Genomic DNA, 26923 nt, shown 5'->3' on the forward strand with positions numbered 1-26923 from the left:
GGCGCGCCCAGTGCCACAAACAGAATCGCCGGGTGGCTCCTCTCGACCGATGCGAGCACCTCGCGGCGCTCCTCCACATCGTCGAGAAATCCACGCGGTGGGCAACTCGTGCCCGCGACGTTCAACCCCGGGAACAGGGCCATAAGCCGTGCCGCGGCGCGCTCGGCCGAGCCCGGGTTCCCTCCCAGGAAAAACACCCGCAATCCGAGACTGGCTGCACTCTCGCATAGGTCGTAGATCAGATCCACGCCGGGAATGCGCGTCACCTTCGCCCGGCCCAGCCACTTGCACGCCATCACGATCGACACACCGTCGGCGCACACGTAATCGGCTGTATTGATACAACCACGGAAGGCGGCGTTCTCTTCCGCGAGCACGTAAAACTGTGCGTTGGCGGTCACTACGTGCTGGGTTACCGACCCAAAAGTGTGCCCGATCAACCGCTGCGTCAGCTGCGGCGCGGAGAGCAGCGAGATGCGCATCGGGCCGATCGGCACCCGGCCCACTCCCGTGCCCGCACCCTGGGCATTGCCGAGGGCGACTGTCTCACTCTCAAGCTCAACAACAGCTTTGGCTTTCATCTTGGCCCCAACGAACGACCGTGCATCACATGAAACAGAGCAAAAGCAGCGAGGACCTCTGCTGCTCAGGATCCGGCATGGCCGGAAGAGGTGCGATGCTCCGGGGCGCATCGCAGGCGATTCGATGCCTCGTGGCATCTGTCATGTCCAGCGTGTCTAGTGAAGTGGAGAGCGGACGGGCGTCAGTGCCGCACCCTTCCACTCTGGCCTTGAACCCTGCCCACCTCGATTGCAGTGTGGCGCCGTGTCTCCAGTCACCTGGGGAGACACCTGATCGGCTACCCGGAGTAGCAAACTAGACAACTTCTTGTCATTCCGATCGCCGCTAATACAAGCCACGCGGCAGGTTTGTCGAAACGCCCTCCAGCCTCGCCGGATACGTCAGCAACACTTGGGCTGACAATCCGCATCCAGCTCTGGCTTACCTTCTGAAGGCAATCGATTTCTCACCTGCAAAGTCGATCGGAATCCCGCTGTGGGGATGTGCAAAGCTTGCCAGAGGAGGGACGCAAGGTCAAGGATTCACGCGAGCTTTTGGCGCGGATGTGACAAAGCGTGGTTACTTGTTAACTAGTTTGCAAGTACCGTGCTCGCCGCCGGGAGGCAGCGAAACCAATCTAGCTGCCAGAAATCTCTGCCAGCTTCGCCTGCTCTTCAAATCGCAGCTGCCGCCGCTTCCATACGAGCGCCGCCGCATGATCCTGCTCGCCCAGAGAGTAGCGCGACACCCGCCGCGCAGCACGCGCCGCTGCTTCGAACATACGAACACGCCAGGTGCGGGTGAACAGCTGATGCCAGGAGATCTCTGCGGTATGCACTGTTGCCCCTCCACTGCGGAGTGAATCTTTCTACGTGAGACTGACCCGGGGAAACCCTGCCTCCCGGTAACCCGGGGGATGATCCCTCTCTCGAGAATTCACCTTACGTTCACTACGTAGGATGCGAGAATCACACCTTCAGGCCACAGCGCCCAATCGCTACTGCGCCTGTTCCAAACCCGGAATATCAATCCCGATCTGGCACGTTGCGATTGCGTGGTCCGTTTCGAAGACCCCTCTGCACCGCGCTTATCATTTAACACACGTCACGGGAGGACGTCGCCCCCATCGCGCACACCCAACCATCCGGTCCGGCCAAGGTGCTGCTCCCAGCCAGGGTCCTGCTGATTGATCTAGGCGCCCACTTCGGCGGCGTGGAGAACTACCTGGTCCATCTCGCCGCGCTGCTCCGGGATGAGGTCGAGCTCTCCGCCCTCTGTGTGCTGCCTGAACTGGCAGACCGGTTGCGCGCGGAAGGAGTGCGCGTCACCACCCTGCCGCTCTGCCCCGGGCCGCTGAAGCCGTTCCGCTTCCTGCTTGCCGCCTTCGCCATGGCGGCCCTGCTGCTCCGCCGCCGCGCCGACACGGCGCAGGTGAACACTGTGCAACTGAATGGCCTGCTCGAGGGCGCTCTCATCCTGCCTGCGCGGCTGCTCGGCGCACGCACCGTCTACACCCGCCATGGTCCGTTCGAGCTTGAGTACTACAGCACGCTGCGCCAGCCACACAAAGTGCTGCCCCGCAAGATCGCTCAGCTCAGCGCCCGGCTCGCCAGCCACATCGTCTGTGTCTCCCAGGCCGTCGCAGAGAGCGTGCGCACGCTCCTGCCGCCCGAGCGCATCACCGTCATTCCCAACTGGGTCGCCCTGCCGGATCCGCCAGCCACGCTCAGGGACGAGCTCACGCCACCCATCCGCATTCTCTGTGTGGCGCGTCTCGAACACTACAAGGGCATCCACCTGCTGCTTGCGGCCACCCGCGCCCTCCCCGGTATTGAGCTCACCATCGTTGGCGACGGCAGTTATCGCGCTGCTCTCGAACAACTCGCCGCCGGCCGCGGCGACGTCCGCTTCACCGGCTTCTCCCGCGAGATGGCCCGCCACTACCGTGAGGCGGACCTCTTCGTCATGCCCTCGAACGGCCCCGAAGGCCTGCCCATGACCAGCCTCGAAGCCATGAGCTACGGCCTGCCCTGCCTCTTCAGCGATCTGCCAGTCCATCGCGAGATCACCGACGAAGGCGATGCCGCACTGCTGTTCCCTGCCGGCAATGTTGCGGAGCTGACGCACGCTCTCCAGGGACTGCTCAGCGACAGCACGCTCCGTCGCAGCCTCGGCGAACGCGCGGCCGCCATGGTCGTGGCGCGCTACTCGGCCGCCAGCGCGCGCGAACCCTATCTCCGCGTCTTCGCCCGTCCCTCGCCGGACGAGATGCCACGCAGCGCCCGCGAGGGAGAGCAGCCCGCATGAAGAAGGTGCTGGTCTTCGCCGAGCGCATGCTGCCGTCCACGCAGACTTTTCTGCCGCTGCAGGTCAACGAACTGCGCGAGTACCAGGCGCAGTACATCGGCCTCATCCCGGCCGAGCGCAATCACGGGCTGCCACACCTGCCCATTCTGCTGACGCATGACCGCAGCCCGCTCTCGCGCGTGCGCCGCGAGCTCTACCGCTGGACCGGCATCGCCCCACGCGTCCATGCCCAAGCGCGTGCCGCTCAGCCCACCCTGCTGCATGCCCACTTCGCCGAAGGCGCATCCGCGGCCATCGCGCTCAGCCGCCAGCTTCGCCTTCCGCTCATCCTCCACCTGCGCGGCGGGGCCGAGCTGTTCTCCGACCGCGACCTGCGCCGGCAACTCTTTGAGTGGCCTTACCTCGCCTCGCGCCGCAAGCTCTGGGCCCGCGCCTCACTCTTTCTCTGCGTGTCCGACTACATTCGCCGGAAGGCGCTCGCTGCCGGCTTCCCTGCAGAAAAGCTGCGCGTGCACTACACCGGCATGGACCTGGCGAAGTTCTCGCTCAGCGATCCAGCCCCACAGCGTGACCGGCACCTCATCCTCTTCGTCGGTCGGCTGATCCCCTACAAGGGCTGCGCGTATCTGCTGGAAGCCATGCAGCAGGTGCAGCAGATCGTCCCCGCGGCGCACCTCGTGATCATCGGCGATGGCAGCTCGCGCGCCACTCTCGAACAGCAGGCGCGCCAGCTTGGCATCCGCGCGCAGTTCTTGGGCGAACAGCCGCAGGCACACATCCGCCACTGGCTCGAGCGAGCGCGGCTCTTCTGCGGTCCCAGTGTCACCCTGGCCGACGGCATGAGCGAAGCCTTTGGCAATGTCTTCTCGGAGGCGCAGGGCATGGGCGTCCCGGTCGTCAGCTTCCGCCACGGCGGCATCCCGGAGACCATGCAGGAGGGCGTCACCGGACTGCTCGCACCAGAGCGCGACACCGCCACCCTCGCCCGCCACCTTGTGCGATTCCTCACCGACGAGGCATTCTGGGTACACGCCAGTGAACAGAGTGTTGCATTCGTCCGGCAACACTTCGACGTCCGCCGACAGACAGCCCGGCTCGAACGGCTCTATGACGCAGCCGTTGAGAGCTTCCGCCCCGGTCAGTTCACCCAGACTGTGCCCGCTCTCCTCGACGCAGCGCCCGCCTCCGTGCCGGACGCAACTCCACCGCTCGACGAACACACGACCCTGTCCTCCGCCTCTATGTGAGGCGCCGTTCCCCGCAAATCGTCCAGGCATGCAAGCCCGGACGGAGTCTGTCACGCGCCTGCAAAAGAGAGGACATCCCCCATGGCACCGCTCGTCAGCATCATTCTGAACAACTACAACTACGGCCACTTTCTCGCCGCTTCAATCGACAGCGCGCTGGCGCAGACTTATGCCCCGATCGAGGTGATCGTGGTCGACGACGGCTCCACCGACAACTCACGCCATATCCTCGCCGGCTACGGGGATCGCATCCGCCTCGTGCTCAAGGCCAACGGCGGCCAGTCCTCGGCATTCAATGCCGGCTTCGCCGTCAGTAACGGCGACTACATCGCCTTTCTCGATTCGGATGATCTGTTTACGCCCAACAAGGTGGCCCGCATGATGGAGATCGCGTCCGCAAACGACGTGGGCTGGCTGTTCCATCACCTGCAGTGGACAGATGCCGAGCTGAACCCGCTCGAAACACCCGGCAACGGGTACTCCACCGGCGTCTATGACTTCCGCCAAGCCTTTGTGGGCGGACGCTGCAACTTCGCCGGACCGGCTACCTCCGGGCTGATCTTCACGCGCAGCCTGATGGAGCGCATGCTGCCGGCGCCCGAGGCTCTGCAGATCAGCACTGACAATTACCTGAAGTACTCCGCCCTCGCCCTCGCGCCCGGCTACTACACGACGGAGCAGCTTGCGCTGCAGCGCATTCATAGTTCAAATGCGTACACCGGCGTGCGCAATGCGACGCTCCGTGCTGATGTCCAACTCGCGACGGCATACGGACTGCGCGCGAAGCAGCCGCAGCTCCGCCCCGTCTGCAACCGCATGTATGCCGACGGGATCGCACGAAAGCTCGTTGCCGGGCACTCGCCTGCAAAGCTCATCCGCGAATCGGGGCACTACTTCGGCGGACTGCCCGCATCGGAAAAAGCCGTCCTAGCCGCGCGCATCATGGTGAAGACGGTGCGCATGAGGACGGCGCGGTGACAGTCGATCCACGTCGCCCGACAGAGGAGCATCCACTCCATGCCTGACGTCCTCGTCTTCAAGGAAACTCTCCTTCCGCCGTCGGAGACCTTCATCCTCGCGCAGATGGGCGCACTGCGCCGCTACACCGGCACTCTGGTCGGGCTTGAGCGCTTCGTGCCCAGCCTGCCCCTGCCGCCGAACCCGATCCTGCTGAGCGATGCGAGCGGCACGCTCGCCCGCTACCGTGCCAAGCTCTATCGCCGTCTCCCGATCGCACCGCGCTTCCATGCCCGTGCCCGCCGGAGACGCCCCGCGCTCGTCCACGCACACTTCGGCAGCGGCGGCGTCTCGGCAATCCCACTGGCCCGCGCCCTGCGCGTGCCGCTTGTCGTCACGCTGCACGGCGCTGACGTCACCGTCCGCGACAGTCGCGCCGATCGCTACGCGCGGCTCGCCCGCGAAGCCACCCTGTTCCTCTGCGTCTCCAGCTTCATCCGCGACCAGGCACTCGCCTGCGGGCTGCCTGCAGAGAAGCTCCGCGTCCACCCCATCGGCCTCGACCGCACACAATTCCCTCTCGTCGCGACGCCCACTACCGACGAGCGCATCGTCTTCGTCGGCCGCCTGGTCGAGAAGAAGGGCTGTGCCGACCTGCTGCGCGCCATGCACTCCGTCCAGCGCGCGCGTCCCGCCGCGGAGCTCGTCGTGCTCGGCGATGGCCCACTGCGCGCGAGCCTTGAAGCACTCGCCCGCGAGCTGGAGCTCAACTGCCGCTTTCTCGGCACCCGCCCCTCCGCCGTCGTCCGGGAGACCCTCGAGCAGGCGCGCATCTTCTGCGGCCCCAGCGTGCAGGCGCCGGACGGCGACAGCGAGGGCCTGGGCATCGTCTTCGCCGAGGCCGCGGCCATGGGCATCCCCGTCGTGAGCACCCGGCATGGGGGCATCCCCGAGATCGTTGCCGACGGCCGCACTGGTCTGCTCGTGCCCGAGCACGATCCAGCCGCTCTGGCCGACGCTCTGACTCGCCTGCTGAGTGACACAGCGCTCTGGGAGCGCTGCCATCAGGCCGGTCCCGCCCACATCGCCACGCACTTCGATCTCGCGAAGCAGACAGAGGAACTCGAAGAGATCTATGCCAGCCTCCCGCCGATCAGGTAGCGTGACACCTTAGCCCCGAACTGATGCCGATGCAGGAAGCCCAGCCCCAGCCCGCCGACCCTACACCCTCTGCTCCTTCAACGCCGGCCACCCGCATCGCCAGCTTCGTGGCACGCGCCTCGCGTAGCACGCTGGTGCGCAACTCCGGCTGGCTGTTCGCCGGCCAGGGGCTCTCCTTTGTCATCCAGGGTGTGTACTTTGTCGTGCTTGCGCGGCTGCTCGGCACGCGGCAATATGGCCTGCTCGCGGGCGCCATCGCGCTGGTCGCCGTCGTCAGCCAATACAGCACCCTCGGCTCCGGCCTGCTGTTCATGCGCTATGTCACGCCGGACCACTCGCGCTTCCGCCTCTACTGGGGCAACGTCATCCTCTCCATCTCGGTCATGGGGACTGTGCTGGTCGTCGGGCTGCGCCTCCTCGGCACCTCCCTCATCGGGCGCGAGAGCGTCGCCATCCTCACCCCGCTCGCCATCAGCGACTGCCTCTTCCAGCAGTTCAACAGCTGCACCAGCCAGGTCTTCGGCGCGTTCGAGCGCATGCGCGTCAGCGCGTCGCTCAACCTGCTCAGCAATCTGCTGCGGCTGATCCTCGCCCTGGTGCTCATGGCGGTGCTCGGCCACGCCAGCGCCTGGCAGTGGGCCCTGGGCTCTCTCTCGGTCTCGTTCATCGCCGCAGCCATCGCCTTTGCCACCGTCACGCGCGCCTTCGGCTGGCCCTCATTCTCGTTCCCGCTGCTCCTTCGCCGGGCCAGCGAGGGCTTCGTCTTCGCCATCTCCGGATCCACTACCGCCGTCTACAACGACATCGACAAGGTCATGCTCTCGCGCGCCGGCATGATCCAGGCCAACGGCGTCTACTCCATGGCCTACCGCGTCGTGAACATCGGCGCGATGCCGGTCTGGTCGGTCGTCAGCGCCGCCTTTCCGCGCTTCTTCCGCGAGGGCGCCAAGGGCATCGCGGCCACTGTCCCCATGGCTCGGGAGTTGCTGCGCAACATCGTCGGCCTGGGCGTGCTCATCTCGATCGGCCTCTTCGTCACCGCGCCCATCATTCCGCACCTGGTGGGGCACTCCTACGATCAGTCCGTCAGCGCCCTGCGCTGGCTCTGCCTGATTCCGCTCTTCCGCTGCTTCCACCTCAGTGCCGGCGACGCCATCGCGGGTGCCGGACATCAACGCTTCCGGCTGCTCTCGCAATCCATCGCCGCCCTCGGCAACTTCGGACTCAACCTCTATCTCATCCCGCACTTCGGCTGGCTCGGCGCCGCCTGGGCCTCGCTCGCGACGGACGGCGGACTCGGCGTTATGAACTGGGTCGCGCTGCTCTACCTCGCCCGTCGAGGACCCGCCGTGCCGTTAGCCGCCTGAACTCCCCGCTCTGTACAAGGGGGCAGCCAAACCACGCTGCCCCGAATCCCACCGCGCATGGCAGCACGACCGGTGTGGCAAGGACAGGTACAGATCTCTCTCGTCTCTTTCAGCGTTAGCATTGTGCCCGCGAGCAGCTCCTCGCGGCCCATCGCCTTCCACGAAGTCGACCGCAACACGGGCGAGCGCCTGCACCACCGCAAGGTGGCCGCGGGTGACGCACCGGTCGAGACCGTCGACGTCGCGAAAGGGTATGAGTACGAGAAAGGCAAGTACCTGGTGATCGAACCCGACGACCTCAAGAAGCTGCGGCTCCCCGGGCAAAAAACACTCAGCCTCGAGCACTTCGTGCCCCGCGATTCGATCGACCCCGCGTACTTCGAAAAGCCCTACTTCGTCATCCCCAAGGACGCGACGCAGGCGCGCACGCTGGCCACCATCAGCGCCGCGCTGCGCGAGAGCGGCCGCGTCGGACTGACGGAAATCTCCTTCAGTGGCCGTGAGCACTTCGTCGCCCTCGCGCCACCGGTCGATGACTCGCCCTGGCTCAACCTCTACCTGCTCCGCTACCAGCAGGAGCTGCGCCCCGCCGCCGACTACTACGGCGACCTCGAAACACCCAGCGTGGACAAGCGCCAGCTCGGCCTCGCCCAGCAACTGATCGAGTCCTACAGCGAAGACTTCCAGCCGACAGAGTTCAAGGATGATTACGAAAACGCGCTGCGCGAGTTCGTCGAAGCCAAGCTCCACAATCGCCCCCTGCCCAAGGCGCCCGCCGAGCCCCGCCCCGGCAAGGTCATCGACCTCATGGACGCGCTGAAGAAGAGCCTCGAACAGAAGAAGAACGCGCCCCCGGCAGCGCATGATGACCATCCGTCGCACCCGCGCACCCGCCGCCACAAGGCCGCCTGACCATGGCGAAGCGCGCAGCAAAGACGCTTACGCCAGCCGCCGCGGTCGGCGAGCAACTGGCGCGCTATCGCGAGATGCGCGACTTCTCCGTCACCGCCGAGCCGCGCGGCGCGAGCAAGCCGAACAGCGCCACCGAGCTCCCCTTCGTCATTCAGAAGCACGCAGCCACACGCCTGCACTACGACTTCCGCCTTGGCTGGCACGGCGTTCTGAAGAGCTGGGCCGTCGCCAAGGGACCAAGCTACGTCGTCGCCGACAAGCGCCTTGCCGTCCAGGTCGAAGACCACCCGATGGAATACGGCGGCTTCGAGGGCACCATTCCGAAAGGCCAGTACGGCGGCGGCACCGTCATGCTGTGGGACACCGGCACGTGGGAGCCGGTCGGCGATGCAGAGGAAGGCCTGCGCACCGGCCGCCTCAAGTTCATCCTGCACGGCCACAAGCTGCAAGGCCATTGGACACTGATTCGCATGGGCGGCAAGGCTGCGCAGGAGTCCAAACCCAACTGGCTGCTCATCAAGGAGCACGACGAATACGAGCGCTCCGCCGACGCGCCCTGCATCACCGACGAGGCCCCACACAGCGTCGTGACGGGCCGCGACCTTCCCGCCATCGCCGAAGCCTCCGACCACGTCTGGGACTCGCGCACCGGCCTCGCCGCAGATGAGCGCGCCAAAGAAGCCGCGAAGACACAGCCCGCGAAGACGTCCGCAAAGAAAGCCACCAAGGCTGCGACAAAGCAAAGCACACCCGCAAAGCCTGCACCAGCAGCCGACCTGAAGCTGCCACGCGAGGCAAAGTCCGAGCCGCTGCCCGAGTTCATTCAGCCGGAGCTCGCGACCCTCGCGGACACGCCGCCCTCCGGCGCAGGCTGGCTGCATGAACTGAAGCTCGACGGCTACCGCATGCAGGCGCGTCTCGATCGCGGCAAGGTGCAACTGCTCACGCGCAGCGGACTGGACTGGACACATCGCATGCGCCCGCTCGCCGATGCGCTCTCTTCCCTGCCAGCGAAAACCGCGCTGCTCGATGGCGAAGTGATCGTGCTCGACGAGCGCGGTATCAGCGACTTCGCCGCGCTACAGGCCTCGTTCCAGCAGGGCGCGCGCCACCCGCTCCACTACTACGTCTTCGACCTGCTCCACCTGAACGGGCACTCACTGCGCAGCCTGCCGCTCACCGAGCGCAAGCGTCTGCTCGCTTTGCTGCTCGCGGCTGCCGACCCATCCGTCAAGTGCAGCGACCACATCAGCAGCGACGGAGCGTCGGTCTATCAGGAGGCCTGCCGTCACGGCGCGGAGGGCATCGTCTCAAAGCGTGCCGACAGCCCCTATATCTCCGGCCGCAACGCGAGCTGGCTCAAGCTGAAGTGCGGCCAGCGCCAGGAGTTCGTTATCGGTGGGTTCACCCTGCCCACCAAGGGCGGCGACGGTCTCGGTTCCCTGCTGCTCGGCTACCACGAAGGCGGCAAGCTTATCTACGCTGGCCGTGCCGGCACCGGCTTCACGCAAAAGTCACAGGGAGAGATACGAAAACGCCTCGAAGCGATCCGCGCCCCGAAGAGTTCCTTCGCCGCCGTCGGACCGGCCGAGCGCCGCGAAGGCCAGTGGGTGCGCCCTGAACTGGTTGCCGAAGTCGCCTTCAGCACTTGGACCGCTGACAACCTCGTGCGTCAGGCCTCCTTCAAAGGCCTGCGTGAGGACAAGTCGCCCGACGACGTCGTTCGCGAGCAGCCGCGTGAAGGACAACTCGCGCAGACCGCGCATCGCGCCCCAGCGCGAAAGAAGGCTCCTGCGAAAACCACCGTCGCGAACGACGCTCCTCCCTCGCATGCGAGCGAACACCTGCCCGCGCTCCCCCGACTCACGCATCCCGATAAGGTCCTCGACGCCGCCAGTGGTCTCACGAAGTTGCAGCTCGCGACCTACTACACCGAGATCGCCGAACACATCCTGCCATACATCGCCGAGCGGCCACTCACCATCGTGCGCTGCCCTGAGGGCACAGCCGCGCGCGGCATCTATCAGAAGCATGTCAAGGTCGGGCTGCCCAAGGGCATCACCGCCGTCGACATCGTCGATCGAGGCAGCGGCAAGGCCGAGCCCTACATCGTGCTGCACGATGCGCAGACCTTCGTCGACTTCGCGCAGCTGAACGTGCTTGAATTCCACCCCTGGGGCGCGCTCGCCTCCGACTACGAGCACCCCGACCGACTCGTCTTCGATCTCGACCCGGACGAAAAGCTCGACTGGCCCACACTCGCCGGCGCAGCCGACGAGGTCCGCAAACGGCTGAAGAAGCTCGGCCTCGAAAGCTTCCTCAAGAGCACCGGCGGCAAGGGCCTGCACGTCGTCGCGCCCATCGAGCCCGAACGCGACTGGCCCGCCATCAAGGAGTTCGCGCATCGCTTCGTGCTTGCGATGGAAGCGTCGAATCCGCAGCTCTATCTCACCAAGATGACCAAGGCCGCGCGCACCGGCCGAATCTATCTCGACTATCTACGTAATGACCGCGGCTCGACCGCCGTCGCGGCCTACTCACCACGCAACCGCCCCGGCGTGAACGTCTCGATGCCATTGGCCTGGAGCGAACTGAAGGCCGAAGCTCTGCCCCGCTGCGGTGTCGCTGGGTTCGACGCGTGGAAGAGCCGCCTCAAGCACGACCCCTGGGCCAAGCTCCCCACCACAAAGCAGCGGCTCACCGACCAAGCCGTCGCGGCAATCACCGACGCCAAAGCGCGCCGCTAGGCTCGTCAGCAGCGAACAATATTCTCGCCGGTCAAGCCCCGCGTCGCATTGCGCGTATCTACAACAAGCTGCGCCTCGCGCACGATCGCTCCGTAGTCGTAGCTCGAGTGATCCGTCACGATTAGGACGCAGTCATAGTCACCAATGCGATCGAGCGGCACACTCGTCATGTGCAGGTCGTAGTGACGGCCTCGGCCCACCGTAGGAAAGAACGGATCGTTGTAGTCGACCAGCGCGCCGCGCTGCTGCAGCAGCTCGATGATGGTCAGCGATGGCGACTCGCGCAGATCGTCGATGTCCCGCTTGTACGCCATGCCCAGCACCAGCACGCGTGAGCCGTTCAGCGGCTTGCGCCGTTGATTCAGGGCAGCCGCTGTCTCATCCACCACGTAGTAGGGCATGCGCCCGTTGATCTCGCCCGCCAGCTCGATAAAGCGCGTGCGAAAGTCGAACTGCTTCGCCTTCCACGACAGATAGAACGGATCAATGGGAATGCAGTGCCCGCCAAGCCCGGGTCCGGGATAGAACGGCTGAAACCCGAATGGCTTCGTCTTTGCCGCCTCGATCACTTCGAAGATGTCGATGTCCATGCGCGCGCACAGCTGCTTCAGCTCGTTCACCAGCGCAATGTTGACGGCGCGGTAGATATTTTCGAGCAGCTTCGTCATCTCCGCTGCTGCCGGCTTGCTGACGCGCACCGTGCGATTGAAGATGCTGCCGTAGAGTGCCGCCGCCAGCTCCGTCGCACCCGCATCCACGCCGCCCACCACCTTCGGAATATCGCGCCGCGCTACGGTATCGTTGCCCGGATCCTCGCGCTCCGGCGAGAACGCCACGTACACACCGCCGGTCTCGCCGTCCCGCACCACGCGCAGCCCGTCGCTGTTCCCGGCTTCGAGCAGCGGCACCATCACCTCTTCGGTGGTGCCCGGATAGGTCGTGCTCTCAAGCACGATCAACTGCCCCGCTTGCAGCCGCGGCGCCAGCGCGCGCACGGTGTCCGTGATGTAGCTCAGGTCAGGCTCGTGATACTCATTCAGCGGCGTCGGCACGCAGATCAGCACCACATCCATCTCGCGCAGGTGGTCGTAGTCGCTCGTGGCGGAGAAGCCCGCCGCACGCGCACGCGCAATTTCAGTCGGCGGAATGCGCACGATGTACGACCCGCTCCTGTTCAGCGTCTCCACCTTCGCCATGTCAATGTCGAAGCCGGTCACCGGAAATCGCTCTTCACAAAAGAGCAGCGCCAGTGGAAGTCCCACGTAGCCCAGCCCCACGATGCCGACACGCGCCGTGCGCTGCTCGATGCGCTGCCGCAGAACTGCTACGGCATCCGTTCCTGCCACTTCCATCTTGTTGGTTCCTCTCAGCGGCCGCTCGATCCGAAGCCGCGCTCGCCACGCCCGCTCTCCGCCAGATCGTCAACCACATCGACCCGCCAGTGCGTCGCCGTCCGCAGCGGCGTCATCTGCACGATCTTATCCCCCTTGCGCAGATGCACTGCAGCCTCGCCGCGCTCGAGCGCAACCGCGCGCAACACGCCAGCGGCGTCGCGCTCTTCGCGCAGCGTGTAGACCGGCTGGTTTACGTTGATGAGGCAGACCAGGATCTCGCCGCGATAGCCCGCATCGATGCGGCCACCCGCATAGGTCACCCCACGCGCCGCCATCGACGAGCGGTCACCCAGCACGAACCCATAGCCCTCTGGCGCCTCGACCGCAATGCCCGTGCGCACCCGTGACACCACGCCCGGCTCGAGCACCGTGTCTTCAAGCGCGTACAGGTCGTATCCCAGGTCGCTGCCCGGGTGCGCAACCGTGGGCGCCTTCGCATCCGGGTGCAGCAGCTTTACGTGTAGAACTGCATCTTGCTCGTTCGCTCGCACAGACTCCGATTCTACGGAGTCTGCCGCTACCTGGCCTTCGCGCCCTGCTCTTTCTTCTGCTTGGCCCAACGGCGGCGCTGTGCTTCTACAATCCGGCGGCGACCCTCAGGGCTGATCCGGCGCTTGCTGCCAGCCGTCGCGCCACGTCTTGGCAGGTCCAGGGCTGCCGTTACATCACGAGACTGGCGCAACAGGCTCCGGGCCGTTTCAAGTCGCTGGATCTCCTGATCGAGCGCAGCGATCATCTCAGTTCTGGTCATTGCCCCTCGTTGAATCGGTATTCGTAACAGCGGAGAGCCGCAAGCTCTCCCTCTCGGCAGTATCTTAGCAATAAAATGTGCAACAAATGTTGCGCATACTATTTCTCAAAATGAAAGTGACTTGACATGCCGGAGTGTCCGCAGCACTGGATAACAAACGATACACCTCAACTGGACCGAGTCGCCTCCGGCCCCTCGCTGCTGCTTTTGGATTACGACGGAACACTCGCTCCGTTCCACGATGACCGTATGCAGGCCGTTCCCTCGCACGCAATCGTCGAACGGCTGGAGCAATTGCTCGCACTCCCGTCCGTTCATCTCGCGCTCGTCACCGGACGCTCCGCGCGCGAACTGCGCTCACTGTTGCCGCACCACCTCGCTATCGAGATATGGGGCTCCCACGGACGCGAACATCTCGACGCAAATGGCGCGTATCGCACAACCGAACTCTCGCTGCCCCAACAGGCATCGCTCGATGAACTGGAGCTCGCACTCAGAAACGCCGGACTCGCGGCATCGATCGAGCGCAAGCCGGCATCGCTGGCCGCGCACTCGCGGCTGCTGCCCCCCGCAGCGCGCGCCACCCTCGAGCAGATCGCCCGCCGTATCTTTTCCGAACACGGCCAACCCGCAGGCCTCGAGCTCCTCGTCTTCGATGGCGGCATCGAATTACGCTCCGGTGACATCCATAAGGGACACGCCGTTCTTCACATGCTCACGCAATATCCCAACGCGATAGCCGCCTATCTCGGCGACGATGTCACTGACGAAGACGCCTTCGCTGCGCTCGATGCACGCGGGCTCACGGTCCTGGTCAGAGACGAGCCGCGCCCCACGCGCGCCGCGTTCTGGCTGCGCCCGCCGGATGAGCTGCTCGCCTTTCTCGATGCCTGGATCTCGGCTGCACGTCGCGCCTCTGCGCCCCATCTCACGTCTCCCGCGGCGGGTGCATGAAGCATTCCCACAGCCGTAAACATGAATCCGGGGAGCAGCATCGCCTGCTCGTGCTGTCGAACCGCCTGCCCGTCTCGGTCCGCGACGAAGGCGGCAAGCTCTCCGCGGTCCCCTCCAGCGGTGGCCTGGTCAGCGCACTTGTGCCCATCCTGGTTGCCTATGGCGGCACCTGGATCGGCAGCACCGGCCTGCCCACCACCGGCGAAGAGCACGAGGCCAAGGTGAAGAAGGTGCTCGCCGACAGCGCGCGCGCCACCTCTGTTCACTACCTGCCCGTCTTCCTCTCCGCAGAGGAGCAGACCAATTTCTATGAAGGCTTCTCGAACGAGATCCTCTGGCCGCTGTTCCATGACCTGCAATCGCGCTGCAACTTCGCGCCTCGCTACTGGGACTATTACCAGCGCGTCAATCGCCGCTTTGCCGCTGCCACGCTGCAGGCCTCACACCCTGGCGACGTACTGTGGATCCACGACTACCAGCTCATGCATGTCGCTGGTTACATCCGCGAGAAGCGTCAGGACGGCAAGCTTGCCTTTTTCATGCACATCCCGTTTCCTGCGCCTGACATCTTCGAGAAGCTGCCCTGGCGCGTCCCCATCCTCGAGGCCCTGCTCGCGCACAACCTGATCGGCCTGCAAACCCTCCGCGACCAGCGCAACCTGATCGCCTGCATCCGCACTTTTCTCCCGGATGCCATCCTCGAGCGCGACCAGGAGCACCGCCGGGTCAGCTATCGCGGTCGCAGCACCCGCATCCAGAGCTTCCCCATCAGCATCGATTTCGAGCGGTTTGCGCACGACGCAGCCGACGCCGAGGTGACCCGGCGCGCCGACCAGATTCGCAACCAGCTCCAGCCCGTGCAGATCGCCATCGGCGTCGATCGGCTCGACTACACCAAGGGCATTCCGGAGCGGCTGCGCGCCTTCGCCCGCATGCTTCGCGAATACCCGGACACGCGCTGCCGCGTCTCGCTCTACCAGGTTGTCGTGCCCAGCCGCGAGAACATCCCCGGGTACCGCCGCCTCATGCACGAGGTCGAGCAGCTCATCACACACATCAACGGCGAGTACACGCAGACCGGCTGGGTGCCCATTCACTACGTGCATCGCTCGCTGCCACGCGCCGAGTTGCTGGCACTCTACCGAGCCGCTAATGTCGCGCTCATCACGCCGCTCAAGGACGGCATGAACCTCGTCGCCAAGGAATTCTGCGCCGCGCGCGTGGAGAACGATGGCGTCCTCGTGCTAAGCGAGTTCGCCGGCAGTGCGCCGGAGCTGCACCGTGGTGCGCTGCTGGTCAATCCGTATGACGAGGTCGGCGTGGCCGCCGCAATTCATCGCGCGCTTAGCATGCCGGCCGCCGAGCAGCGCCGCCGCATGGTGCGCATGCGGGCGTGGATCCGCCGGCACGACATCCTCCACTGGCGGGATCACTTCTTTACCGCCCTCGAAGAGACGCCTACCCTGCGCACGACAGCAGGCTGAGTGCGATCGGCTTCCGCCGCTACGCCGACTTGCGCAGTTCGGTTCGCCGAGGCAGGGTCAGGAAGAACGCCGTGCCGTGATCCTCTTCGCCCTGCCTGCTCGAGACTTCAAGCCGGCCTTTGTGCTTCTCCACGATGCCCTTCGAGACCCACAGCCCAAGCCCGGTACCCGCATCCTTCTTCGTCGTGAAGAACGGCTCGAAGATACGCTCAAGCAGCGGCGGCTCGATCCCGTGCCCCGTATCTGACAGCGTGATCACCGCGTGCTGCGGATCGCCGCGCACCTCGATGCCCAGCAGGCCCTTCGCTTCCATCGCGTCCAGCGCATTCGACAGAAGATTCGCCAGCACCTGCCGCAGCTCGCCCGCAATCCCTTCGATCACCACGTTCTCTTCAATCTTGCGATTCACTTGGATCTGTCTGCCGTCAAGCTTGCGCTGATAGAGCGCCAGCACATCGCACACCAGCGTGCCCAGGTTGATCGGCTGCGGCTGGCTGGACTCACGATAGAAGCCCAGCGTCTGGCTCACGATGTGGCCCACCCGCCGCAGCTCCTCGCTCGCCATCTGCAGGTAGCGCGCCGCCGACGGCGGCAGCCCCTGGTCATGCATCGCCAGATACATCAGGTTCCCGACCGCTTCGAGCGGGTTATTGATCTCGTGCGCCACCGTCGCCGCCAGGCGGCCGGCCGCGGCCAGCTTCTCCGTGCGTCGCAGCAGGTCCTCGGCCACGTGCCGCTCATGCACATCTGTCGACGTGCCAAACCAGTGGGAGACCCCGCCCTTCGGATCCATCAACGCCTTGGCACGCGCCAGCACCCAGCGATAGCTGCCGTCCACGCACTCCATGCGGTGTTCGATCTCAAACGGCTGACGAGTCCGCATCGATAGCGCGAACAGCTCCGCCGTGTGCTGCTGGTCTTCCGGATGCACCAGCGCCAGCCAGTCGGCCACGTTGTTCCCCTTGCCCTTGCCGGTGAACTTCAGCCACTGCCCATTCACGTACTCCGGCTCACCGTTTGGCCCGGTGATCCACACCATCTGCGGGATCGCCTCCATCAGCTGCAACTGTTCGTCGCGCAGCTCCTGGAGCGCCAGTTCTTTGCCTTCCAGTGCACCGGTCAGGTGCTGCGCCTCTTCGAGCGCCCGCCGCTCGCGGCTCAGCAGCGCGTCGCGTTCGCTCACGTCGCGCAGCGTCACCACAGTCCCGCGCAGTTCGCCGTCCACCACCACCGTGTCCGCGCTATGCTCTACGTGGATTTGCGATCCATCGTGCCGCCACAGCGTCTCGACGCAGTTCCGCAGCGGATGCGTCTGGCTCTCGGGATCTCGCCAGAAGCGCACGATCGGGCACTCCTCGGCCGGGTACGGCTGCCCATCCTCCCGCTTCCCGTGCAGCAACTGGTGCAGATTGCGCCCAACCAGCTCCGCGGGGTCATAGCCCAGCATCTCCGCCGCGGCGCGATTCACAAACGTGCAGCGACCATCGCGATCAATGCCGTAGATGCCCTCCGCCGCCGAGTCGAGTAGCGCCGCACGCTCGCCATACAGCTCCCGGCGGGTCACGTCGAGCACGTGTTGACACGTAATGTCTTCAGTGACGCCGATCAGCGCCTGCGCCTCGCCCGTCGGACGCCGCAGCAATGACAAACTGATCGACACCCAGACCAGGGCGCCGCCGCGACTCGGCATGCGAGCCTCTTGCCGCGCGATCTCCTTCTCGCCGGCGGCCAGCCGCTCCAGATCCTGTCGCAGCGCATCGCGGTCTTCGCTATCAGTCAGCTCGACCAGCGTTCGATTCGTCAGCTCGGCCGACGCGTGCCCCAGCATCTCGCCGAAGGCGGCATTGGCATAGCGCACCCTTCCCGCGAGGTCGAGCAGCACGACTCCCGCCGTCACTGTCTCGATCGTCTCGTGAACCAAGGTCTCCGGCGATACCTGGGAGACAACGTCACTCAGGGCATCCGTAGGCGAGTCGTGCAAACAGGCACCCTCATTTTCAAGAAATCCGCGCAGTATCCATGGACCAGGTTCACCTGGCGCGCGCGCTGCCACGCCCACCTACCGACCTGGGGTTGCCCGGCGTGTCGCGCTCTTTTTCACTTCATGAAGGAGACAGCGGCGCAAAGCCCGGCAGTCGATAGGAGTGCACATTCGGGCCATGAGATGGCTGTCCGGCTTCACTTCGCCTGTAATAGTCGCGAGAGGGCTCTCCGGAGTCACTCAGGCCGGGAGCGGAGCACGGCGACGCTCCCTGGAGGTAGTTCGATACTACCACTGTTACATGCAACGCCCGCTTCACTGCCGGCGATCAGGCTCTGGCACCCGGCCAGCGGAAGCCGCACCGCCTTGTCACCAGCATTGAACGCGACCTCGATCGACCCGCGATCCATCCGCAGCCACTTATCCGCCTCGTTGTACTGCACCTTGACGTCGTCCAGCCGCGGACAGGTCAGTGCCGCCTCCGCATGGCGCAGCGCGATCAGTTGGCGATACCACGCAAGCATCTCGGCATGCTCGCCCTCGCCGGCCTCCTCCCACCGCAGCTTTGAGCGACGGAAGGTCGCCTCATCCTGCGGGTCCGGCACCTCCTCCGGCGACCAGCCAAAGGCCACAAACTCCCGCCGCCGCCCCTCGGACACCAGCCGGCCCAGCTCCTGGTCCTGGAAGTCCGTGAAGTACTGAAACGGAGCAGACGCAGCGAACTCCTCGCCCGCGAACAGCATCGGCACGAACGGACCCAGCAGCACCAGCGCCGCTCCGATCTTCGCGCGCCCCAATCCACTCAGGTGGTGCAGCCGATCCCCCTGCGCCCGGTTGCCGATCTGGTCGTGGTTTTGGATGTAGCCCAGGAACCGATCCGCCGGCATCCCCCGCGCCGGATGCCCATGCCGCCGCCGCCGATACGTCGAGTACTGCCCCTGGTACACGAACACCTCACGCAGCGAGGACGCCAGCGCCTCCATGCTGCCGAAGTCCGCGTAGTAGCCGTCGCGCTCCCCTGTCAGCACCGACCACAGCGCATGGTGGAAGTCATCGCTCCACTGCGCGTCCAGTCCGTATCCGCCCGCCTCGCGCGCGCGCACCAGTCGCGGATCGTTCAGGTCGCTTTCCGCGATCACCAGCGAATGCCGCCCCGTGTGGTTCGACAGCTCGCGAACCGAGTCCTCCAGCTCCTCAAGGAAGTGCTTCGCCGAGCGGTCCACAAACGCATGCACCGCATCCACCCGCAGCCCGTCGAAGTGGTAATCGCGCAGCCACATTATCGCGTTCTCGATGAAGAACGCGCGCACCTCGGCCGAGCCGGCATCCTCGAAGTTCACCGCGCCACCCCACGGCGTCTCATGCTTCTCCGTAATGTATGGACCGAACTTGCCGGTGTAGTTCCCGCTCGGGCCGAAGTGGTTGTAAACCACGTCGATCAGCACCGCGAGCCCCGTCGCATGCGCCCGGTCCACAAACCGCTTCACCGCCTCCGGTCCGCCATACGCCGGCAGCGGCGCCGACAGCGCTACGCCGTCGTACCCCCACCCGCGCGATCCCTCCGCCGCAGCCAGTGGCATCAGCTCCACATACGTCACACCCAGATCGCGCAGGTACTCCAGCTTCTCCGCCGCCGCGTCGAGCGTGCCCTCCGGAGTAAACGTGCCCACGTGCAGTTCATAAATCACCGCCGAGCCCAGCACCGGTGGCCGCCACGACCCATCGGTCCACGCGAAGGCCTGATGATCCACCACCTCCGAAAGCCCGTGCACCCCATCCGGCTGCGACGCCGAGCGAGGATCCGGCACCGGCTGCTCCTCCCCGTTCAACAGGAAGCCGTAGCGCGACCCCGGTCCCGCACTCTCCACCTGAACCGACCACCAGCCGCGCTCGCCACGCTGCATCTCGTGACGTTCGCCGTTCACCAGCACGGCCATCTGTTCTGCGCGGGGCCCCACACACGAAACCTGTACATAAGCTGTTCTCTCGCTCCACTTTCAGTCACGAATGCTTTTGTCCGTAAGATGCGCCAGCTACTCGCAACTGTTCAGGACTGCGGGTGTCCCCCAGCTATGGCATCCAAACAGACGGTGCGCACGCGACTGATTTCTCGTTCCTCCGCACTGCCCGCGCCCGAACCTCGCGGCTCGGCCGACAGCCTCGCCGTGCCCAGCCCTCAGCGTGTCGGAACCGTCCGCATCGGTATCTCCGGCTGGAACTACACACCGTGGCGTGGCGTCTTCTATCCGCCCGGACTTAAGCAGCGCGAAGAGCTCACCTTCGCCGCCAGCCGATTCTCCACCATCGAGATCAACGGCACGTTCTATTCCCTGCAGCGCCCCTCCAGCTTCGCACGCTGGGCTGCGGAGACACCGCCCGGCTTCGTCTTCAGCATCAAGGGCCCGCGCTTCATCACGCACATGAAAAAGCTCCGCGACGTGGAGCAGCCGCTCGCGAACTTCTTTGCCTCCGGCCTGCTTGCGCTCGGATCGAAGCTCGGCCCCATCCTCTGGCAGTTCCCGCCGCAGTTCCCCTTTCACCCCGAACGGCTGGAGGCTTTCTTCCAGCTCCTGCCAACTACAACGGAAGACGCCGCCGTGCTCAGCCGCCGCCATGGTGAGCGACTGATCGGCCGCGCGCTGACCGAAACCGACCAGACCCGCCCGCTCCGTTACGCCATCGAGATACGTCACAACACCTGTGTCGTTCCCGAGTTCGTCGCTCTGCTGCGCCGCTACGGCATCGCTCTGGTCTGCGCCGACACCGTCGAGTGGCCCCGGCTGGTCGATGCCACCACCGACTTCGTCTATCTGCGCCTGCATGGCTCCCGCGAGCTCTACGCCAGCGGCTACGGACGAACCGCCATTGCCACCTGGGCCGATCGCATCCGCGCCTGGACAACAGGCGAGCCACCCTCCGGTCCACGCGTTGCCCCGTTCGCGCCAAGCGAGGCCATTCCCCACGACGTCTACTGCTACTTCGACAACGACATCAAGGTCCGCGCCCCGTTCGACGCCGAAGCCCTCGAACGCCGCGTGCGCCGCCTCGCTCTCGCCTCCCGCTGAACCCGTAGGCTCGAGCATTCTCGCGCCATTCACAGGCAGGAATCGACCTCCGCACACATAGTCGCTTTCCCCGCCGCTCGCGCGAAACGTGCGCCCCACCCGCGGCACCATCCGGCTAAGAAGAACCGATCTGTGCCCTCCAGCGGCACAAATTCACACCCGGCCGGCGCAGCGCGGGCACACGCCCGACCTCTCGTGCCGTCCCGTTCACCCGGGCACGCCCACGTGCGTCTGCCCACACACGGAGGACCTCTATGTCATCACCCGATCGCCCAAACATCAGCCTGCCCAGTGGCTTCCATTTCAATCAGGTGCCGCCACGGCTTCACATCGGCGCGCTTGAAGGCCTCATCCTGCCGCCATCGCTCGGTCCGCTCGCCGACTTCACCGGCAACTGGGCGGGCCACGGCTTCAACACCATCTTCCGCCCCGATAACAGCGTCACTCCCACCCAGCTCCCCAACCCCTCCACGCAGGGCGACAACGTGCTCGAGATCAACCTCACCTCCGAGGATCTCGCCTTCTCACCCAGCCTCGGCTCTGTCCCCAACCGCGGCACCACACCGCAGGGCGATCTCTTCCTCAACGGCGTGCCCTACCTCCAGACCATCCAGGACGTCACCAATCCAGCCATGCCCGTCGGCATTCACGTCGAGCCCGGCCTCTGGATGAACGTGCCCGGCAGCAACAGTCCGTCCGAGCCCGCGAACGTCGTCCGCATGGCCTCCATCCCGCACGGCACCACCATCCAGGCGCAGGGCACCGGCATCTTCCGCGCCGGTCCGCCGACCATCCCGCCCGTCGACATCACGCCCTTCCCCATCGGGCAGCCCGGGAACAAGATCCGCTTCCCCAGCCAGACCGCCAGCAATGCCGGTACGCGGCGCATTCCGCAGGACCTCTCGTCCTTCATCGCGGCGGGCACCATCACGCAGGCCATGCTGGACGACCCGAACTCGTTCCTCCGCAATCACATCGCGCACCAGACGATCATCAACAACACCGTGATCCAGGTCTCGACCCTGGCCCCGCCGTCTTCGATCGCCACCGGCGGCGGCACAGACAACATCGCCTTCCTCCAGGGGCCGCCACAGAACGCCAACGCCTTCCGCATGGATGCCACCTTCTGGATCGAAACCGTCGAGGTCTTCATCCCCATCCCGGTCCACAAACCAGGGCAGCCGCCCATCGTCATCCCCGGGCAGGCGAGCGGCGTTCGCGCTCCCATTCCCAGCTTCATCGTCCAGCCGCCCACCGAGATCCTCGTCCCGCGCACGCTGCACTTCACCTTCCTGCAGATCCAGTACAGCCAGACCGTCTTCCTCAACTTCGCAGGCCTCACGTGGCCACACGTCTCCGTCGCCACCCTGCTCCCCGTCAACAACATCCCCATCCCACCCAGCGCCTGGGCATAGACAACACACGCAGGCCGCCCCAGCCAGTCAGCGGCGCTGGGGCGGCCTGAGTCTTCTCTTCATGTCAGTTCACAGCAGGCTGACCTCCATCTCCACCGAATGGCCGATGTCGCCCGCAGTCGCTGGCCACGTATGATCCGGCCACTCGCATGAACGCCACTGCCACTGCACCCGCGCCGAACCCCGTCCGCCGACGCACGCTCGAGATCACCCTCAGCATCGTCGCCGCGCTCGCCATCGTGCTCATCTTCTGGAGCCAGCAGCGCTACCCCTCGCTGCTCAAAAAACTCCACACCGGCCAGTCGGTACAGATCAAGGGCGGCCTCTCCTTCGACGCGCTGCTCCCCGTGCAGCCGCAGATGCCCGCCGGCACCCGCATCCTGCGCACGAGCGTGAACTGGCTCTGGACCAACCGCTTCGGCATGTACTTCGCGATCCCCTTCGGCGCGGCCGCCATGACGCTGCTCAGCCAGACAGACCGCAGCCGCCGCTTCGCCTCGCCGGCCGGCAACGTCCTCTGCGGTGCCGTCGCCGGCATGCCGCTCGGTGTCTGCGCCAACTGCGCCACGCCCATCGGTCAGGGCCTGCTCGACACCGGCGCCAGCACCCGCATGGCCGTCGCCACCATGGTCAGCTCGCCCATGTTCAACCCCGTCGTCATCGCGATGTCCTTCGTGCTCTTCCCCGCATCGCTCGCCGGCGCGCGCCTCGCGGTCGCCGCCGCCGTCATGGCACTGCTGCCCTGGATCGTCCCCGAGCAGGCGCCCCGCATCCGCACCCTCTCGCTCGGCCCCGTGCCGGAGGCGCTCTCCGCACGCGTCCTCGCCTTCGCGCGCACCTACCTGCGCAATCTGTTCCGCCTGCTGTTACAAACGCTGCCCTGGATGCTGCTTGCCGCCGTGCTCGGCGCGCTCCTGGTCGAAGCCGTGCCCGCCTACGGCACCCACCTGCACGTCTCGGTCTTCGGCGTCATCGCCGTCGCCATCCTCGGCACCGTGCTGCCCGTCCCCATGGCGTTCGATGTCGCACTCGCCTTCGTGCTCTCGCGCTCCGGCGTCCCCACGCCCTACGTCGCCGCGCTGCTCTGCACTCTCGGCCCCGTCTCCATCTACTCGCTCAGCGCACTCGGTCAGCAGCTAGGCCGCCGCGTCCCCCTGCGCCTCGCCGGCACGGTCGCCGCGCTCGGCTGCGTCGTCGGCTGGCTCACCCTCTGGGTCCACCCCGGCCGCTAAGTCCCAGCTCAGAACTAAGCTCCCGCATACACCGGCGCCACTCCATCGAGCGCCGGCAAGAGCACCGGCAGCACCTCCACCCGCAGCCGCCCCGCCTGCACCGCGGGATCGCCCTGCACCAGTGCCTGCGCGTTCGCCACCGACGAAGCGCGGATCAGCAGCACCCCCGCAAACTCGCTCTCTTCGAGCAGCACCGGGCCCGCCCCCAGGTAGCGCCCCGCCTCCGCCTGCTCGCGCAGATACGCCAGGTGCCGCGGCAGCAGCTCTGCCGCCTCCGGCCCCTCGATCTCGTTCCATCGCGGACCGCGCCGCAGCAGCCCCACGAAGTAAGGCTTCAGGTTCTTCGGCACGTCACGCATGCCCGTCTCGTTCGGCTGTCGCTCTTCCGTCATCGTGCCTTCATCATGGCATCTCGGACACGGTCCTGTGTGCATGCGGAGGACGCCGTCGCGCTGCTATCCTTCCCGCACTTCTCAGGAGTGCCATGCGCCGCGCCCTGCTTGCTCTGCTGCTCGTGCTGTCCTGCTGCGCCGCTCTTGCGCAGACGCACGAGGCCGCGCACTACACCGGCTCCGCCGCCTGCCGCGGGTGCCACCAGGCCGACTACGACGGCTGGCGGCAAACCCGCATGGCCAACGTCGTGCGCAACCCGCACGAGCACCCCGACGCCGTGCTCGGCGACTTCACCCATCCCGACCCGGCCCGCACCTTCTCGCTCGACGAGGTCGCCTTCGTCTACGGCAGCCGCTACAAGCAGCGTTACTTCGCGAAGCAGGGAAACACCTTCTACCCCTTGCCCGCGCAGTGGGACATCGTGCACAAGCGCTGGCTGCCCTACCACGTCGCCGATGGCACCGACTGGTGGACACCCCACTACGGCAAGACCAACGCCGAGCGACCGACCGGCCCCACCTGCGATGGTTGTCACTCCGTCGGTTACAATCTGGCCACCCGGCAGCTTGTCGAGTGGAACGTCGGCTGCGAAGCTTGCCACGGCCCCGGCAGCGAACACGTCGCCCACCCCACGAAGAAGAACATCGTCAACCCGGAGACGCTCGACTCGGTCCGCGGCAATGACGTCTGCCTGCAGTGCCATTCCCAGGGCCGCCCCGCCGTGCTGCCCGTCTCCGTCCGCCAGCCCGACGGCACCACTCACCCCGAGTACCCCGACTATCCCGTCGGCTACCATCCCGGCGACCGGCTCGCCGATGTCTGGCGCCTCGAGATCGCCACCCCCGGCACCGAGGACTTCTACTACTACCGCGACGGCTCCGCCCACAAGAACCGCATGCAGGGCAATGACTGGGTGCAGAGCAACATGTATCACCGCGAGTTACGTTGCTTCGACTGTCACCAGGTTCACTCCAACCAGAACCCGTCCAACCTCATCGCCACCGGCAACGCGCTCTGCCTGCGCTGCCACACGGCAGAGAACCCCGCCGGCCTCAAGGGCACAGTCCCTGAGCACACGCACCACGCCGCCAACAGCGCCGGTTCACAGTGCATCGCCTGCCACATGCCGCACATCGCGCAGACGCTCAATAACAAGCAGGACGGCAGCCTTTTCGTCGCCAGCCACACCTTCCGCTTTCTCAGCCCCACCCTCACCGACACCTCCGGCGTCCCCAACCCCTGCACCACCTGCCACAAAGACAAATCCACCGCCTGGGCCACCGAGCAGTTGCGCTCCTGGAAGACCACCAGCCCCTGGCGCGTCGCAAACTAACAGGAACCACCCGAGCCGGACTGCTGCTGCGATAGAAGCCCACCATCGTTGACGCCAGCCCCTCAGTCGCCGTAAACTAAAATCATTAGCTTATTCACTACTTGCAATAGCTAAGAGGTGAGACGACTTGACACAACCATCCACTGCTTCGAAACCCCACAGCCGCGACCTCCCGGCCGTCTCTGACAACCCAGCCCAGAGGCTGCCCATTGGCCAGCGCTTCCTCGCCTTCGATGACACGGGAGGACCGGGCCCTTTGGTCATCGCACTCCCTGGTATGGGCGATCTTCGCGGGGAATATCGCTACCTCACGCCCTATCTCACCGGCGCCGGGTACCGCGTCGTCACCGTCGATGTACGCGGACACGGCGGCAGCAGCCCACAGTGGGACGACTATTCCGCTCGCGCCATCGGGCAGGATGTCCTCGCTCTCATGGCACACCTCGGCCACGGCAAGGCCATCCTGATCGGCAATTCGTTCTCCGCCGGATCGGCCTTGTGGGCTGCTCATGAGGCGCCACACAAGGTAACTGCAACAGTGCTCATCGGGCCCGTGCTGCGCGATGCAAAGCACATCCCCTGGTATCTGCAGGCACTGCTCGCCGTCGGTCTGGGCGGACCGTGGCGCGTCTCTTTCTGGATCACCTACTGGACAAGCCTCTTCCCCATGCGCAAGCCCTCGGACTTCAAACGCTATCGCGACACCTTGCGCAACAGCTTGAGGGAACCTGGACGCATGAACGCCCTGAAGCGCATGATCGCTCTCTCGAAGTCGGACACTGAAGCCATGCTCACGAACACAGGTATGCCCGGGCTGGTCATCATGGGGACGAAGGATCCCGACTTCCCCGACGCCACTGCCGAGGCCGAGTGGGCTGCGGGTCGGCTCGGCGCCAAGCTTCTCCTCATCCAGGGCGCCGGGCACTATCCGCAAGCAGAAGTGCCGGAAGAAGTGGGGCCTGCAATCGTTCGCTTTCTCGCGGGTGATCGTTCCTGAATGGCGCGCGCCGGCCTCGACGTCACCATCGTGCTCAACGCGGCCATCGCGATCGCCGACTCTTCCGGGTTGGCATCGCTCACGATCGCAGAACTGGCAGCTTCGCTCGGTGTCAAGCCGCCCTCGCTCTACAACCACATCGAGAGTCTCGACAAGCTCAAGGACAATCTCACCACTCACGGTCTGCTGCTCCTCCTCGACCGTTCGCGCGATGCGATGGCTGGTGTGGCAGGACGAGACGCCCTCCATGCGCTGGGACATTCGCAGCGGCAGTTTGCCAGGGAACATCCCGGCCTCTGGGCAGCCACGCAGTTGCCGATCGCCGGATGGAGTGACGCGTCGCAGAAAGCAGCGGACGCTTACCTGGCACTCGTCCTGGCCGTTCTGCGCGGATACGGCACAACCGGTGACGCGGCCATCCACGCCACCCGCGTCATCCGCGCCTCCTTGCGAGGCTTCATCGACCTCGAACTAGGCGGCGGCTTCGGCTTGCCCCAAAAGTTGGACGTGAGCTTCCAAACATTGCTGACCATGATGGACGCCGCCCTGCAAAACAACACCGCCCATCGTCCCCAGCCCAGGAAGAAGCGACCCTAGCCTCTCCGCCACACAAGACATCCGCCCCTGCTTCCTCTCAGGCATCTGCTTCTTGATCCCTGTTCCCT

The 26923-nt window shown here is 65.6% G+C and carries 23 protein-coding genes; 15 read left to right on the forward strand and 8 right to left on the reverse strand.

Annotated elements, in window-relative coordinates; all coding sequences use genetic code 11:
* Positions 1–581, reverse strand: a 581-nt coding sequence (locus AC5IJH_RS05595) for a WecB/TagA/CpsF family glycosyltransferase (protein WP_491901822.1), incomplete at its 3' end; no start/stop codon positions are given.
* 617 nt (positions 582–1198) lie between these two features.
* Complete coding sequence (locus AC5IJH_RS05600; RefSeq protein ID WP_491901823.1) at positions 1199–1399, reverse strand: hypothetical protein; 201 nt, start codon at positions 1397–1399, stop codon at positions 1199–1201.
* Positions 1400–1719: 320 nt separating this feature from the next.
* Between AC5IJH_RS05600 and AC5IJH_RS05605 the strand changes: the two genes are divergently transcribed.
* From AC5IJH_RS05605 to ligD, 7 genes are all read left to right on the forward strand, one after another.
* Positions 1720–2868 (forward strand): glycosyltransferase family 4 protein, encoded by a 1149-nt coding sequence (locus AC5IJH_RS05605; protein WP_491901824.1) that lies wholly within the window; start codon positions 1720–1722, stop codon positions 2866–2868.
* Positions 2865–4115: a glycosyltransferase gene (locus AC5IJH_RS05610; protein WP_491901825.1), complete on the forward strand. Its 1251-nt coding sequence runs from the start codon at positions 2865–2867 to the stop codon at positions 4113–4115. The genes AC5IJH_RS05605 and AC5IJH_RS05610 overlap by 4 nt, the downstream gene beginning before the upstream one ends.
* 81 nt (positions 4116–4196) lie before the next feature.
* Positions 4197–5093 carry a glycosyltransferase family 2 protein gene (locus tag AC5IJH_RS05615; protein ID WP_491901826.1) on the forward strand — a complete coding sequence of 299 codons (897 nt, stop codon included), beginning with the start codon at positions 4197–4199 and terminating at the stop codon, positions 5091–5093.
* A 39-nt stretch (positions 5094–5132) separates the two neighbouring features.
* Complete coding sequence (locus AC5IJH_RS05620; protein ID WP_491901827.1) at positions 5133–6233, forward strand: glycosyltransferase; 1101 nt, start codon at positions 5133–5135, stop codon at positions 6231–6233.
* Between the two features lie 23 nt (positions 6234–6256).
* The gene (locus AC5IJH_RS05625) at positions 6257–7600 is read left to right on the forward strand and encodes a flippase (protein ID WP_491901828.1); all 1344 of its coding nucleotides are present in this window, start codon (positions 6257–6259) and stop codon (positions 7598–7600) included.
* A 57-nt stretch (positions 7601–7657) separates the two neighbouring features.
* On the forward strand, positions 7658–8512 hold the full coding sequence (gene ku, locus AC5IJH_RS05630) for a non-homologous end joining protein Ku (protein WP_491901829.1): 855 nt from the start codon (positions 7658–7660) through the stop codon (positions 8510–8512).
* A 2-nt stretch (positions 8513–8514) separates the two neighbouring features.
* A complete protein-coding gene (ligD, locus tag AC5IJH_RS05635; protein WP_491901830.1) occupies positions 8515–11259 on the forward strand; it encodes a DNA ligase D in 2745 nt (914 codons plus the stop codon).
* 5 nt (positions 11260–11264) lie between these two features.
* Here ligD and AC5IJH_RS05640 read toward each other — a convergent pair whose 3' ends face one another.
* Genes AC5IJH_RS05640 through AC5IJH_RS05650 form a run of 3 tightly spaced genes read right to left on the reverse strand, consistent with a single transcriptional unit; the run spans position 11265 to position 13404 of the window.
* A complete protein-coding gene (locus AC5IJH_RS05640) occupies positions 11265–12611 on the reverse strand; it encodes a nucleotide sugar dehydrogenase (RefSeq protein WP_491901831.1) in 1347 nt (448 codons plus the stop codon).
* Positions 12612–12625: 14 nt separating this feature from the next.
* Positions 12626–13144 (reverse strand): dUTP diphosphatase, encoded by a 519-nt coding sequence (locus AC5IJH_RS05645; RefSeq protein WP_491901832.1) that lies wholly within the window; start codon positions 13142–13144, stop codon positions 12626–12628.
* A 26-nt stretch (positions 13145–13170) separates the two neighbouring features.
* On the reverse strand, positions 13171–13404 hold the full coding sequence (locus tag AC5IJH_RS05650) for a hypothetical protein (RefSeq protein WP_491901833.1): 234 nt from the start codon (positions 13402–13404) through the stop codon (positions 13171–13173).
* Positions 13405–13530: 126 nt separating this feature from the next.
* Here AC5IJH_RS05650 and otsB point away from each other — a divergent pair, with 126 nt between their 5' ends.
* Entirely contained in the window at positions 13531–14358 is an 828-nt protein-coding gene (gene otsB, locus AC5IJH_RS05655) for a trehalose-phosphatase (protein ID WP_491901834.1), read from the forward strand.
* Positions 14355–15842: an alpha,alpha-trehalose-phosphate synthase (UDP-forming) gene (locus tag AC5IJH_RS05660; protein WP_491901835.1), complete on the forward strand. Its 1488-nt coding sequence runs from the start codon at positions 14355–14357 to the stop codon at positions 15840–15842. Before otsB ends, AC5IJH_RS05660 begins: the two co-directional genes overlap by 4 nt.
* A gap of 19 nt (positions 15843–15861) precedes the next feature.
* Here AC5IJH_RS05660 and AC5IJH_RS05665 read toward each other — a convergent pair whose 3' ends face one another.
* Both AC5IJH_RS05665 and treZ read right to left on the reverse strand, forming a co-directional pair.
* On the reverse strand, positions 15862–17823 hold the full coding sequence (locus tag AC5IJH_RS05665) for a PAS domain-containing protein (protein ID WP_491901836.1): 1962 nt from the start codon (positions 17821–17823) through the stop codon (positions 15862–15864).
* A gap of 236 nt (positions 17824–18059) precedes the next feature.
* Positions 18060–19781, reverse strand: coding sequence for a malto-oligosyltrehalose trehalohydrolase (gene treZ, locus AC5IJH_RS05670; protein WP_491901837.1), 1722 nt, complete (start codon positions 19779–19781; stop codon positions 18060–18062).
* 114 nt (positions 19782–19895) lie between these two features.
* Between treZ and AC5IJH_RS05675 the strand changes: the two genes are divergently transcribed.
* From AC5IJH_RS05675 to AC5IJH_RS05685, 3 genes are all read left to right on the forward strand, one after another.
* Entirely contained in the window at positions 19896–20888 is a 993-nt protein-coding gene (locus tag AC5IJH_RS05675; protein WP_491901838.1) for a DUF72 domain-containing protein, read from the forward strand.
* A gap of 254 nt (positions 20889–21142) precedes the next feature.
* A complete protein-coding gene (locus tag AC5IJH_RS05680; protein ID WP_491901839.1) occupies positions 21143–22303 on the forward strand; it encodes a heme-binding protein in 1161 nt (386 codons plus the stop codon).
* A gap of 149 nt (positions 22304–22452) precedes the next feature.
* Positions 22453–23535 carry a permease gene (locus AC5IJH_RS05685; RefSeq protein ID WP_491901840.1) on the forward strand — a complete coding sequence of 361 codons (1083 nt, stop codon included), beginning with the start codon at positions 22453–22455 and terminating at the stop codon, positions 23533–23535.
* A 14-nt stretch (positions 23536–23549) separates the two neighbouring features.
* On the opposite strand, the gene AC5IJH_RS05690 is transcribed toward AC5IJH_RS05685, so the two are convergent.
* A complete protein-coding gene (locus AC5IJH_RS05690) occupies positions 23550–23927 on the reverse strand; it encodes a YciI family protein (protein ID WP_491901841.1) in 378 nt (125 codons plus the stop codon).
* Between the two features lie 92 nt (positions 23928–24019).
* Here AC5IJH_RS05690 and AC5IJH_RS05695 point away from each other — a divergent pair, with 92 nt between their 5' ends.
* The 3 genes from AC5IJH_RS05695 to AC5IJH_RS05705 all read left to right on the forward strand — a co-directional run bounded on the left by AC5IJH_RS05695 (position 24020) and on the right by AC5IJH_RS05705 (position 26855).
* Positions 24020–25261 carry a cytochrome c3 family protein gene (locus AC5IJH_RS05695; protein WP_491901842.1) on the forward strand — a complete coding sequence of 414 codons (1242 nt, stop codon included), beginning with the start codon at positions 24020–24022 and terminating at the stop codon, positions 25259–25261.
* A 256-nt stretch (positions 25262–25517) separates the two neighbouring features.
* Positions 25518–26258: an alpha/beta fold hydrolase gene (locus tag AC5IJH_RS05700; RefSeq protein ID WP_491901843.1), complete on the forward strand. Its 741-nt coding sequence runs from the start codon at positions 25518–25520 to the stop codon at positions 26256–26258.
* A complete protein-coding gene (locus AC5IJH_RS05705; RefSeq protein WP_491901844.1) occupies positions 26259–26855 on the forward strand; it encodes a TetR-like C-terminal domain-containing protein in 597 nt (198 codons plus the stop codon).
* Positions 26856–26923 lie beyond the last annotated feature (68 nt).

The sequence above is a fragment of the Candidatus Dedyshia acidiphila genome (assembly GCF_051025295.1).
Taxonomy (GTDB): Bacteria; Acidobacteriota; Terriglobia; order Terriglobales; family Acidobacteriaceae; genus KBS-83.